General features: G+C 36.7%; 9 protein-coding genes and 1 rRNA gene. 8 read left to right on the forward strand and 2 right to left on the reverse strand.

Annotated elements, in window-relative coordinates; all coding sequences use genetic code 11:
• The first annotated feature begins 10 nt into the window (after positions 1–10).
• Both rrf and D0817_RS22150 read left to right on the forward strand, forming a co-directional pair.
• Positions 11–120: ribosomal RNA gene (rrf, locus tag D0817_RS22145) — 5S ribosomal RNA — on the forward strand.
• Positions 121–679: 559 nt separating this feature from the next.
• On the forward strand, positions 680–1,114 hold the full coding sequence (locus tag D0817_RS22150) for a nuclear transport factor 2 family protein (RefSeq protein WP_127340531.1): 435 nt from the start codon (positions 680–682) through the stop codon (positions 1,112–1,114).
• Here D0817_RS22150 and D0817_RS22155 read toward each other — a convergent pair whose 3' ends face one another.
• The gene (locus D0817_RS22155; RefSeq protein ID WP_238160928.1) at positions 1,115–1,711 is read right to left on the reverse strand and encodes an endonuclease III domain-containing protein; all 597 of its coding nucleotides are present in this window, start codon (positions 1,709–1,711) and stop codon (positions 1,115–1,117) included.
• A gap of 87 nt (positions 1,712–1,798) precedes the next feature.
• Complete coding sequence (locus D0817_RS22160; RefSeq protein ID WP_127340533.1) at positions 1,799–2,665, reverse strand: alpha/beta hydrolase; 867 nt, start codon at positions 2,663–2,665, stop codon at positions 1,799–1,801.
• 143 nt (positions 2,666–2,808) lie between these two features.
• On the opposite strand from D0817_RS22160, the gene D0817_RS22165 reads away from it, so the two are divergent.
• The 6 genes from D0817_RS22165 to D0817_RS22190 all read left to right on the forward strand — a co-directional run bounded on the left by D0817_RS22165 (position 2,809) and on the right by D0817_RS22190 (position 12,502).
• Positions 2,809–4,236, forward strand: coding sequence for a glycogen synthase (locus D0817_RS22165; protein ID WP_127340534.1), 1,428 nt, complete (start codon positions 2,809–2,811; stop codon positions 4,234–4,236).
• Entirely contained in the window at positions 4,226–5,506 is a 1,281-nt protein-coding gene (locus tag D0817_RS22170; protein WP_127340535.1) for a glucose-1-phosphate adenylyltransferase, read from the forward strand. Before D0817_RS22165 ends, D0817_RS22170 begins: the two co-directional genes overlap by 11 nt.
• Positions 5,507–5,542: 36 nt before the next feature.
• Positions 5,543–7,447 carry a 1,4-alpha-glucan branching protein GlgB gene (gene glgB, locus D0817_RS22175; RefSeq protein ID WP_127340536.1) on the forward strand — a complete coding sequence of 635 codons (1,905 nt, stop codon included), beginning with the start codon at positions 5,543–5,545 and terminating at the stop codon, positions 7,445–7,447.
• 198 nt (positions 7,448–7,645) lie between these two features.
• Positions 7,646–10,045 (forward strand): glycoside hydrolase family 31 protein, encoded by a 2,400-nt coding sequence (locus D0817_RS22180; RefSeq protein ID WP_127340537.1) that lies wholly within the window; start codon positions 7,646–7,648, stop codon positions 10,043–10,045.
• Between the two features lie 85 nt (positions 10,046–10,130).
• Entirely contained in the window at positions 10,131–10,940 is an 810-nt protein-coding gene (locus D0817_RS22185; protein WP_127340538.1) for a M48 family metallopeptidase, read from the forward strand.
• A gap of 236 nt (positions 10,941–11,176) precedes the next feature.
• A complete protein-coding gene (locus D0817_RS22190) occupies positions 11,177–12,502 on the forward strand; it encodes an MFS transporter (protein ID WP_127340539.1) in 1,326 nt (441 codons plus the stop codon).
• Positions 12,503–12,602: the final 100 nt, after the last annotated feature.

The raw sequence follows: 12,602 nt of genomic DNA on the forward strand, positions 1-12,602 counted from the left end.
ACAACGACCTTAAGGTGGTTATTGCGGCGGGGCTCACCTCTTCCCATCCCGAACAGAGTAGTTAAGCCCGCCTGCGCAGATGGTACTGCAGTTATGTGGGAGAGTATGTCGTCGCCTTTCTTTTAAAGATCCTCATCATTTATTTGATGGGGATTTTTTGTTTTCAAAGTACTGTAATAATGTGGGACCCCCGATAGCTATCGGGGGTCGTCGCCTTTCTTTTAAAGATCCTCATCATTTATTTGATGAGGATTTTTTGTTTTATACTGATTCGTGGATTTTTAACCGCAAGGGCCGCAAAGGTTTTTTGGAATACGGTTAGATTGCAAGGTGCGCAAAGGCTGTGCGGAAAGTATTGGAATTTGGAGCTTGTCCGATGGCGATCTTAATTGGAATTTTGTATCTATACCTCAGTACGTTAGGGATCGCAGCGGTATCCTTTTGCGGAACCCCCAAAGTCCTGAAGTAACAACCAAACCACTCCCGCAAAAGATTTAGCGAAGAGCCCGGCCCGAAGGGAAACGCCCAAATGAATAGCTGATGATATGAGATTCTATTAAACGGCTGAAATAATTTATAAAATTGCTACAGCGCAAAATGAGTTAGGTATAAGTTGAATACCTGTATATATTAATGAATTAAATTTTATACTTTTAATCTACAACTTAAATTCATTTCTATGAAAAAGGTAATTGTTTTGACTTTATTGCTTTTCGGGGTAGTTGGTAATGCTCAAAAAAAAGATGTCCAGGAAGTGATTGATAATTTCTTTGTTGCATTTCATCAAAAAGATACACTCAAACTGAAATTAGTCTGTTCGGATAAACTTATTTTGCAATCTATTTCAGAAAGTGCAATAAAAGGAAATAAATTATCAGACGAAAACGTAAAAGAGTTCTATAAATCTATTGCTGCAATTCCTTCGAATGTTACATTTAAAGAGAAGATATTAAGTTCTGTTATTCAAATTGATGGAAGCATGGCTCATGTTTGGGCGCCTTATGAATTTTATTTCAATGACAAATTAAGCCATTCCGGTGTGAATACTTTTACTTTGTTTAAAGAGAAAGATAAATGGCGGATTATTTATCTGATTGACACAAGAAGAAAATAATTACGGAATTAAGTGTGTTGCATAGTATTGACAAAAATCTTTCATTAAACATTCCTCACATTTAGGTTTTGGCCTGCAGATTTCGCGTCCTAAAAACGAAATTGCCATTCCGATTTCCGACCAAATGGATTTAGGAAGTACCTGCATCAGCTCTTTTTCTACTTTGTTGCCATCTTTAGCTTCTTTGATTATTCCGATTCTTGGGGCAACCCGAATTACATGTAAATCGGCTATGATGCCTTCTGCCGGCTGATTGGTTTCTCGTAAAATTACATTGGCAGATTTTCTTCCAATTCCTTTTAAATCCGTTAATTCCTTCATGCTTAAAGGGATATTTTTGTCTTTTTGTAGTGTTTCTGCGATTTCCAATAACCATTTAGCTTTAGTCGGATAATTCCTGACTTTGCTTATATAGGGCACAAATGTTTCTGTATTTGCTTTGGATAAGCTGCTTAAAGTTGGAAATTTATCAAACAAGGCGGGAGCAATGGAATTTATATTGGCGTCAGAATCCTGCGCAGACAAAACTACCATTACAAGTAATTGATAAGTGCTGTGATACTCAAGGGGATGTTTTTTACCCTTATATTTTTTCAAGAGGGGTTTTAATTTTATGCCCCAATCGGATGTTTCTCCAAATAAATCCATTTTAGCTTCTTTAAATGTGAACTGTAAAATACAAAATTAAGTGCTTTTAATAAAATCTATTATTTTTTTAATGACATTTTGATTTCCTAAAATTTTTCTGTGACCTAAATTATCCGTTAACATTAAGGTTCCGTTCTCTAAATGTTCGTGAATATGGATTCCCGCTTTTACTGCAACTTCGGGGTCATGGTTGTCATGAATTACCAGAACTGGGATTTTTACCTGAGAAGCTGCCCTGTAAGCAGAATAATTATCCATTTTAGTTTGATATTTATTTTCAAAATAAGTGCATAATAACGTACTCATTTCCGGTTTCAATTCTAATTTTGAAATAAAATCATCTAAGATGTCCTGTACAATATCTCCACTTCCAATAATAACTGCTTTTTTGACCTTTAATCCGTCTTTTATCGCATTAAGAACCGACATTCCTCCTAAAGAATGACCAATTGCAAATTCAAAGGGACCGTAATGCTTTTCGATTTCTAAAGCAGATTCTATAAAATCAGACATAATTGTTGTTTTTCCTTTTGATTTTCCATGAGCCGGAGCATCAAAACTTACGGTTGCATAACCATTTTGTAAAAGTTCTTCGGCAATTTTAAACAGTTGGGTTCCTCGTCCGGACCAGCCATGAACCAGCAGTATTTTTTGCTCGCTTTTTCCATATTCATAGGTAACAATATTTTTATGGATCGCAGGAACAAAGATTGTTTTCTGAATGCTTTTACGATCCATTTCCAGTTCTCTTTTAGGAACCTTATGTTTTATGGGCGATGTAAAAAGCCTCGCGGCGTATTTTGTAGCCAATTTAGTAGAAATAAAAGCGCATATTTTGCAGGATATGATTATAAACTGCGGAATTTTTAAGGATTGGGTAGGATTGACAGCCTTTTTTGCCATATTGATAATTTTTTTTTCGAGTCTTTATTCTGTATATTTTTTCCTAAATTTAAAGAACATAAAAGTAACATAATTAATAAATGGTTGCTTAAAAAAGAATTTTGCTTTTGATTAATTATTTAAAAGATTTATAAATTTCTAAAATGGAAATATTTCATATCAGTGCTGAATGTTATCCTATGGCAAAAGTTGGCGGATTGGCCGATGTTGTAGGGGCATTGCCCAAATATCAGAATAAGGCAGGTCATCAGGTTCGTGTTGTTGTACCGTGTTATGATACGAAATTCAAAAAGGAAAATGAATTTGAATGCGTTCACTGGGGAGAAATCAAATTAGGAAGTTTTGATTTTCCATTCAGCGTTTTAAAAGAAAAAACGGACAAGTTAGGATACGAATTGTATCTGATCGAAATTAAGGAATTATTTGACAGGCCCAATGTATATGGATATGAAGATGATATTGAACGCTTTTTATCATTTCAGATAGCGGCATTAGACTGGATTTCGGCAAGGGCAACGGTTCCGGATATTATCAATTGTCACGATCATCATACCGGTGTAATCCCATTTTTGATAAAATATGCTTATAAATACGATAAAATAAAAAATGTAAAAACAGTTATTACCATCCATAACGGATTGTATCAAGGCTGGTTTGGCTTTGATAAACTGCATTATTTACCGGAATTCGATTTAATTCATGTGGGCTTTTTGGAATGGAATAATGCTATAAATTCGTTGGCGGTCGGAATTAAATGTGCCCATGCCGTTACAACGGTTTCGCCAAGTTATCTGAACGAAATCAATTATTCGGCTAATGGGCTGGAAGAATTATTCAAAACGGTGCGAAGCAAATCACAAGGTATTTTAAACGGAATTGATATTGAAATCTGGGATCCGTCTACGGATAAAATGCTCTATGAGAATTATACAACCAAAACTTCTGGTCCGGGAAAACAGAAAAACAAGGAGAAAATCTGCGAGCAATTTGATTTAGATCCTGCAAAACCACTGTTTAGTTTTATTGGCCGATTGTTTGAAGAAAAGGGCGGAGATTTATTGCCGCAGGCTTCCGCTTTAGCTTTGTCAGAGAATTTTGAAAATATAAATATCCTTATTCTTGGATCGGGGAATGCGGAGATTGAGTCACAATTGACGCAGCTTAGAAATGATTATAGCGGAAATTACAATGTTTTTATAGGGTATAATGAAGAATTAGCCCATTTGATTTATGCAGGTTCCGATTTTATTTTAATGCCTTCGCGTGTGGAACCCTGCGGTTTAAACCAGATGTATGCATTGCGCTATGGAACAGTGCCTATTGTCAGGAGAACAGGCGGATTGCGCGATACTGTGATTGATTTTGGGGATGATGGAAACGGAATTTGTCACGATCAGGCTTCCGTTGGTGATATTTGTTATTCGATTAATCGTGCCGTAAAATTGTATGACGATAAAGTAAATTTCAATAAAATAATTGAAAGAGGAATGACAACAGACCATTCCTGGGAAAGAGTATGTGAGGAATACATAAAAATATACAACTTAATAATTCAGCAAAATGAAGTTTAAAAAGAAAAATGTAGTTGCCATTATTTTAGGAGGAGGACAGGGATCACGTTTGTTCCCTTTAACAGAAACAAGATCAAAACCGGCTGTTCCGATCGGGGGAAAATACAGATTGGTTGATATTCCAATTTCAAATTGTATTAATTCTGATATTTTTAAAATATTTGTACTGACACAATTTAATTCTGCATCTTTGAATGCACACATCAAAAATACCTTCAATTTCAGTATTTTCAGCCAGTCTTTTGTTGATATTTTAGCAGCTGAACAAACTCCCGATAATCCGACCTGGTTTCAGGGTACGGCGGATGCAGTTCGTCAGTGTATGTCACATTTTCAAAAGCATGATTTTGACCATGCGTTGATCTTATCCGGTGATCAGTTGTATCAGATGGATTTCAACGAAATGCTGGAGGCTCACATTGCCAGCAATGCAGAAATTTCTATTGCGACATTGCCTGTAAATGCAAAAGATGCTCCGGAGTTCGGAATTCTGAAAACAGATCACGAGAATTGTGTAGAAGCTTTTATTGAAAAACCGGATGCTTCACTTTTACCGCAATGGGAATCAGAAGTAAGTGAACACATGCAGGCTAAGGGTAAAAAGTATTTAGCCTCAATGGGAATTTATATCTTTAATAAGAAATTGTTAGAAGACTTAATGTCTGATCCTGATACCAAAGATTTTGGAAAGGAAATTATTCCACAAGCCGTTGGTAAACATAAAATTCTAAGCTATCAGTATGAAGGCTATTGGACAGATATTGGGAATATTGAATCCTTTTTTGAAGCAAATATTGGTCTTACGGCAGATATTCCTGAATTTAATTTGTTTGACAATGACAATAAGATTTTTACGCGTCCAAGATTGCTGCCTCCGTCAAAATTTAGAAATTCCGTTATCAATCAGTCCCTGATTTCTGAGGGTTGTATTATTAATGCCAAAGAAATTAAGAGTTCCGTAATTGGTATTCGTTCCAGAATTGGCGAGGGAACAGTGCTGGAGAGCTGTTATGTTATGGGGAATGATTTTTATCAGGACCTTGATGAACTCCATGAGGATACTGAAAGCAATAAAACTCATATTGGAATAGGCGAAAATTGTTTTATAAAAAATGTGCTTGTAGATAAAAATGTGCGTATTGGAAACAATGTTCATATTAATGGAGGTAAACATTTAGATAATTTTACCAACGAATTATACAGTATAAAAGACGGAATTGTTGTGATCAAAAAAGGAGTTGTTCTTTCGGATAATTTTAGAATTGAATAGAACTTAAAAATTAATGTATTGCCTTAAAAACCAAATATGAATAAAGTCCTCACACACTCCCTTTTTACTGATTTTGATATTGATTTATTCAAAGCGGGGAAACACTTCAGATTATATGAGAAACTTGGTGCACATTTAATAGAAGTTGATGGAGTAAAAGGCGTTTATTTTGCGGTTTGGGCTCCAACGGCACAATCTGTTTCTGTTGTAGGAGATTTTAATTACTGGACAGGAGGAGAACATCAATTGCAGGTACGCTGGGATTCTTCCGGGATTTGGGAAGGGTTTATTCCACAGCTTGAAAAAGGCGTTCTTTATAAATATAAAATTGAATCGAATAGCAACGGCATAGTGACCGAAAAAGCAGATCCTTTCTCTTTATATTGTGAAAAACCGCCCCATACGGCTTCTGTAGTCTGGGATCTGGAGTATAACTGGAAAGATGAAAACTGGATGCAATCGCGTCAGGAGAAAAATGGCCTGGATAAACCTTATTCGGTTTATGAAGTGCATCTGGGTTCCTGGAAACGCGGCGAAAACAATCGTTTTTTAACGTATCTGGAATTAGCGGAAGATTTAGTAGCTTACGTAAAGGAAACGGGTTTTACGCACGTCGAATTTATGCCCATAATGGAATATCCGTACGATCCTTCCTGGGGATATCAGCTCACAGGCTATTTTGCACCGACTTCCAGATTTGGAAAACCACAGGATTTTATGGTGCTGGTCGATAAATTGCACCAGGCGGGAATAGGCGTTATTCTGGACTGGGTTCCATCTCATTTTCCTGATGACGCACACGGTTTAGGATTTTTTGACGGTTCAAATTTATATGAACATCCGGATCGCAGAAAAGGCTATCATCCAGATTGGAAAAGCCTTGTTTTTAATTATGGCCGCAATGAAGTGCGTGCTTTTTTGATTAGCAATGCTGTTTTCTGGCTGCAGTATTATCATGCAGACGGTTTGAGGGTCGATGCTGTGGCTTCGATGCTGTATCTGGATTATTCCCGAAAAGAGGGAGAGTGGGAACCCAATATTTATGGAGGAAGAGAAAATCTTGACACTATTAGTTTTCTTAAAGAATTCAATGAAGTTATTTATGCTAATTTTTCTGGCGTGCAGACGATTGCCGAAGAAAGCACTTCTTTTCCTATGGTTTCGAGGCCAACCTTTACCGGAGGTTTGGGCTTTGGAATGAAGTGGATGATGGGCTGGATGCACGATACGCTGAAATACTTCCAAAAAGAAACGGTTTATAGAAAATACCATCAAAATGAACTGACTTTTTCGATGACCTATGCTTTTACCGAAAATTTCATGCTGCCGTTTTCGCATGATGAAGTGGTTTACGGAAAGAAATCAATTGCGAATAAAATGCCCGGCGATGAATGGCAGAAGTTTGCCAATTTACGTTTGTTGTACGGCTATATGTTTACGCATCCCGGAACAAAATTATTGTTTATGGGCTCTGAATTTGGACAAAGCGATGAATGGAGCTTCGAAAAAAGCCTCGACTGGCATTTACTGCAATACGATTATCACTCCGGAATTAAAAAAGTGATTACTGGCCTGAATCATTTATATAGAACACAACCGGCTTTGTATGAAAAACAATTTAGCGGTGAAGGTTTTGAGTGGATCAATTATTCCGATCATCAAAATGCCATTCTTTCCTATATTCGAAAGGGAAATAATCCGAATGAAAATTTAGTTATCGTTTGTAATTTCACTCCGGTAGTCCGCGAAAATTACAGGATCGGAATTCCTCAGCAAGGAAAATTAGTTCCGGTTTTTAATAGTGATGAAAAGCAGTATGGCGGAAGTGGAATTGGCAATTCGGGTTCCCTTAAAATTGACGCTTCACCCTATGATGGCAGGGATTTTTCTATCGAATTAATTTTGCCTCCTTTGAGTGTAACCGTATATTCTTTTGAATAAAATTCAGCCTGGTTTTTCGGGATGAGTATTTGTTAATTTTGAGCTCATAAATTATCGATTTTTTGGTTTTTTACTGCCGAATTTATCACTCATACAGAAAAAACGTTTTCGTGAATAATCTTTATATTCATAGCGGCTTATATAGTTTTTTTGTATGTTTGGAAGAGGTAGCGTTGTTATAACTAATTCATTATCGATATGATTACAAACACATCATTAGAGTACAAAGGCGATTTATATCCATCAAAAATTGTTTCGTATGAACATGAAGGGGATTCCATTTTTTTTCATACTGATAATAAAGTAATACTAAAAGTTACCATTCTCAGAGACAGTTTAATTCGGTTTCGTTTTACGACAAAAGGCTATTTTAGTAATGATTTTTCGTATGCCATTGATAAAACACAATTGCACGGTTATAACTTTCTTGAACTTACTGAGGAAGAAACCTATTTTCAGATCAGAACCAGCAAAGTCAAATGTAAAATTCAGAAAGCAGATCTACGTTTGTCTATATATGATTTAAATGATTTTCTTATTCTGGAAGATGAGCTTGGTTTTCATTGGGAAGAAAGCTACGAATATGGAGGGAATATCGTAAAAATGAGTAAATCCTCCAAAGACGGGGAATGTTTTTACGGACTTGGAGATAAGGCCACTCAAATGAATTTGAAAGGCAAAAGGCTGGAAAATTTTGCTACCGATCAATACGCTTTTCAAAAAGAACAGGACCCTTTATATAAGGTAGTTCCGTTTTATATCGGATTAAATAACAAACAATCCTACGGTATTTTCTTTGATAATACCTTTAGAACGTTTTTTGATTTCTGTCAGGAAAGAAGAAATGTTTCCAGTTTTTGGGCAGAAGGAGGTGAAATGAATTATTATTTCATTTACGGGCCACAAATGCAGGATGTTGTCACGACCTACACTGATTTGACAGGCAAACCGGAATTACCGCCACTTTGGGTTTTAGGGTATCACCAATGTAAATGGAGTTACTATCCGGAAAGCAAAGTAAAAGAAATCACTTCGAAATTCAGGGAACTCAAAATTCCGTGCGATGCCATTTATCTGGATATCGATTACATGGAAGGCTTTCGATGTTTTACCTGGAGCAAGGAATATTTTCCGGACCCGAAAAGAATGATTGCGGAATTGGCCGAAGATGGTTTTAAAACCGTTGTCATTATTGATCCGGGAATAAAAATCGACAAAGAATACTCCGTTTACCAGGAAGCATTAGAGAAAGATTATTTCTGTAAAAGAGCCGACGGACCTTATATGAAAGGAAAAGTATGGCCCGGTGAATGTAATTTTCCGGACTATACAAATCCCGCAGTTAGAGAATGGTGGGCAGGATTATTTAAGGAATTAATTTCAGACTTTGGTGTAAAAGGAGTGTGGAATGATATGAATGAACCAGCCGTTATGGAGGTTCCTAATAAAACTTTCCCGATGGATGTTCGCCATTCTTACGATGGAAATCCCTGCAGTCACAGAAAAGCGCATAATATTTATGGTACGCAAATGGCCAGAGCAACCTATCATGGCGTAAAACGATTTGCGTATCCGAAAAGGCCTTTTGTGATTACCAGATCTGCTTATTCAGGTGCGCAGCGCTACACATCATCCTGGACGGGAGACAATGTCGCAACCTGGGAACATTTATGGATTGCCAATATACAGGTACAAAGAATGTCTATTTCAGGAATGGGCTTTACAGGTTCTGATATTGGAGGTTTCGCCGAACAACCCACGGGAGAATTGTACGCACGTTGGATTCAGTTAGGGGTTTTTCATCCGTTTTGCAGGACACATTCTTCGGGAGATCATGGCAATCAGGAACCCTGGGCGTTTGATGAAGAAGTGATTAATATTACCCGAAAATTTGTTAGCCTCAGATATCAGTTACTGCCATATTTGTACACCATGTTCTGGCAGTATATTGAAGAAGGTATTCCGATGCTAAAACCATTGGTATACTACGATCAGGAAGACACACAAACGCATTACAGAAATGATGAGTTTATTTTTGGAAATCAAATACTGGTTTGCCCGATACTTGAGCCTAACGCTGTAGGCAGACGCATGTATATTCCACGTGGAGAATGGTATAACTATTGGACAAACGAGTTTTCGAATGGAGGGCGTGAAGTCTGGGTGGATACGAAATTTGATGAAATTCCGATTTTTGTAAAAGCGGGAGCTATTATTCCGAAATATCCCGTTCAGCAATATGTAGGAGAGCTTGAATTTGATGAACTGACACTGGATTTATACTTTAAAAACGGAAAAGAAAAGTCATTTGTTTACGAAGATTCCCAGGATGGTTACGATTATAAAAAAGGACGCTACAGTTTTCTTTCCTTAACAGCCATCGGTAAAGAAAAAGAATTAATTGTCCAGCTGCATAAAGAAGGAAAATTTGAAACGAATTACAGTAAATATAAAATCAATTTAATTGGATTGCCGTTTAAAGTCACCGAAATCGAAATTGATAACGAAAAAGTTGCTTTTGATGAAGTAAGTTTTTCTGAAAGCCATTTTCTAATTGTGAATAAGGAATTTAGTGAACTTCATATCATCGGGGAATAGTCGAATTTTTGATATGTTTATGTTAAATTATGTAAATGATGATTTTATAATAATCGTATTTTTGTTTTGCTAAATACGAAAAATTATGAAAAAATATTTAATAGGAGGAATATTTACTATTCTTTTGGTTGCTTGTGCAACAAATCCAATTACAGGAAAACAAAATTTGAATTTTGTATCCAACAGCGAATTGTTTCCGTCTTCTTTTCAGCAATACAATCAGTTTTTAACTGAAAATAAAGTCATTACAGGTACAGCCGATGCTAAAAGAGTAGATGTTGTAGGATCCAGAATTAAAGCTGCTGCAGAGAAATACCTGAAATTTTTAGGACAGGGTCAGTATTTACAGGATTATCGCTGGGAATATAAACTGGTAGACAATAAGGAAGTTAATGCGTGGTGTCTGCCGGGAGGTAAGATTGTGGTTTATTCGGGAATTTTGCCGGTAACCCAAAATGATGCCGGTTTAGCAACCGTTATGGGGCACGAAGTTTCGCATGCTTTAGCGAATCACGGTGCACAAAGAATGAGTGCGGCACAATTGCAGCAAATTGGCGGTGTAGCCCTTGGAGCTGCTACAAGTGGCAAATCAGAGCAGACACAACAAATATTTTCACAAGCATACGGACTTGGGACAGAGGTTGGAGTAATGCTTCCCTTTAGCAGAGGAAATGAAACAGAGGCCGATAAAATAGGATTGACTTTAATGGCCATTGCAGGTTATAATCCTGATGACGCTGTTTCGTTCTGGAGCAGAATGTCTGCTAAATCAGGTGGAGGATCAACACCCGAGTTTATGAGTACACACCCGTCAGATGCGACAAGAATTGCCAATATAAAATCACTAATTCCGGAAGCAAAAGCAACCGCGCTTAAAGTAGGAGTTATAAAATAAACGTATTTTTTACGTATCTCAAAAAGAGGTTATTTACTAGGTAGATAACCTCTTTTTTAGTTTTCAGTCTCAGTCTGAGTCTCGGTTTGAAACTTGAAACTTGAAACTGAAAACTGTGACTGAAAACTGCGACTGCGACTACACACATAAAAAAAAAATAAAGTTCTTAATACTGTAGTAATGAATTCTTAATAAAAATTAGATAAATTCGTAGCTTAATTAACCGAACCATTTCTATGAAAAATTTACAAAAGGGAGATAAAAAATTGCTAAATGCCTGGGCATTTTATGATTGGGCCAATTCTGTTTACACATTAACAATTGCATCAGCAGTATTTCCAATTTTTTATGAAGCTCTATTTTCCGAACGCGATCATTATATTGATGTTTTCGGAATGCATTTAAAAAATTCTGCCCTGATTAGTTTTATAACAGCAGCGGCATTTTTGGTTGTTTCGTTTATTTCTCCTTTGTTATCCGGAATTGCAGATTATGTGGGCAACAAGAAATCATTTATGAAGTTCTTTTGTTACGTGGGCGCTTTATCCTGTATGGGTCTATACTGGTTTGATCTTACGGATATATATGTGGGATTGTTATTTTATTTCTTAGGATTGATAGGGTATTGGGGTAGCCTGGTTTTCTATAATTCATATCTGCCTGATATTGCTTTTCCGGAGCAGCAGGATAAAATTAGCGCCAAAGGTTATTCGTTGGGATATATCGGAAGTGTTATTCTTTTAATCGTCAATCTGGCGATGATTATGAAACCAAAACTTTTTGGAATTAGTGGAACCGATGGCGAAGCAGCGATGAAAGCGATGCGATATTCTTTTATAATGGTCGGAGTCTGGTGGATTCTTTTCAGTCAGTATACATATTATTTTTTACCAAAGGGAAGTAAGGAAACCGGACAAAAATTGACAAAAAACGTATTGTTTAACGGTTTCAAAGAGTTAAAAAAAGTCTGGGCTTTGTTAAAAGAAAATATTCCTTTAAAGCGTTATTTAGGAAGTTTCTTTGTTTCAAGCATGGCGGTACAAACCGTGATGTTGGTAGCCACTTATTTTGGTGCACAGGAAATTCAGTGGGCTTCCAAAGAAGAAAGTACTATCGGTCTGATTATTTGTATTCTGTTAATACAGCTGGTAGCTGTTTTAGGAGCGTTTTTGACTTCCAGGGCTTCGGATAAATGGGGTAATATTCCAACCCTAATCGTGATCAATATCATTTGGGCTGTATTTTGTGCCCTTGCTTATTTTATAACATTACCGATGCATTTTTACGCGATGGCGACTATGGCCGGACTGGTAATGGGGGGAATTCAGGCGTTGTCTCGTTCTACCTATTCTAAATTATTGCCTGAGACAGAAGACACCGCTTCATTTTTTAGTTTCTATGATGTAGCGGAAAAAATCGGAATTGTAATCGGAATGTGCGTTTACGGAATTATCGATCAGATTACCGGCAGTCCTCGTGCTGCTATTGTAATATTGGGAGTATTCTTCGTAACAGCTATTTTTCTGTTGAGAAGGATTCCTAAAAATGCCACTTCAAAATAATATAGCTTTTAAAATATAGTAAGAAGACCTGACGCATACTTTAGTATGCGCCAGGTCTTTTAAAAAAAAAAAATTTCATTTTAAATTTCATTTTAGGATT

Source organism: Flavobacterium cupreum (assembly GCF_003996965.1).
Classification (GTDB): Bacteria; Bacteroidota; Bacteroidia; order Flavobacteriales; family Flavobacteriaceae; genus Flavobacterium; species Flavobacterium cupreum.